At 60.2% G+C, this 812-nt stretch carries 2 pseudogenes; both read left to right on the forward strand.

The features are described 5' to 3' along the window. A pseudogene (locus AB6809_RS36240) lies at positions 1 to 663 on the forward strand (IS21 family transposase); the annotation flags it as partial. Then, a pseudogene (locus AB6809_RS36245) lies at positions 660 to 812 on the forward strand (ATP-binding protein); the annotation flags it as partial. The pseudogenes AB6809_RS36240 and AB6809_RS36245, both read left to right, overlap by 4 nt.

The following is an 812-nucleotide window of genomic DNA, read 5'->3' on the forward strand; positions in this document are numbered from 1 at the left end:
CCGCACCTGCGGGCATTGCCGCTGACTGGGTTCCGCTACTTCAAACAGGTCGTTCGCACTGTCTCCGACGATACAACCATTCGGATCGACCACAGCTGGTACGCAGCCCGTCCTGCTGCGATAGGCAGCACGGTGCTGGTGCGCGTCTTCGATTCAACCATTGAAGTTCGGGATCGCCAGACACAAGCGCTGTTACGCATTCACCCGCGTTTCACCGAGCCAGGTCAATTGCTACTGCCCGAGGACGAGCGTCCGTTCAATCCGTCCCGGCAGACGGCCTTCCTGCTCTCAGCCGCAGGCGACATCGGGCCGCAAACGAAGGCGCTTTGCCAGCAGATGTTTGAGGCCCAGGGACGTGTTGGCCAGCGAGGCATGTGGGGCATCGTCGGTCTGGCGAAGAGATACCCGGCCCGCATCGTTGAGCAAGCCTGCAGCCAGGCACGGCAATACCGTCTGCAATCCTACAAACAGGTTCGCGGACTGGTCGAGCGATTGTTCGAACGCGCGCTGGAACAGCTTGATCAGGCGCCCCAGCTCGCTTTGCCTCTTACCCAGGATCACGCGCTAATCCGCCCAGCGGCCGAATACGGCGAGCTGTTCAGTCTCGGCGCGCGGCAGCAACTCAACCAATCGTCGTTGACCACCGGAGAGAACAAGGAATGACCATGTCAATGCCCGAAATCGAGCGTTCGCTCAAACAACTCCACCTGTCTGGCGTCCGCGATACGCTGGAGACTCGCGTGCTGCAGGCACAGGCGGCAAATCAACCGTTCCTCGAAACCTTCTCGATAATTCTGCAAGACGAGCTGGAC

The sequence above is a fragment of the Paraburkholderia sp. RCC_158 genome (assembly GCF_041355255.1).
Taxonomy (GTDB): domain Bacteria; phylum Pseudomonadota; class Gammaproteobacteria; order Burkholderiales; family Burkholderiaceae; genus Paraburkholderia; species Paraburkholderia graminis.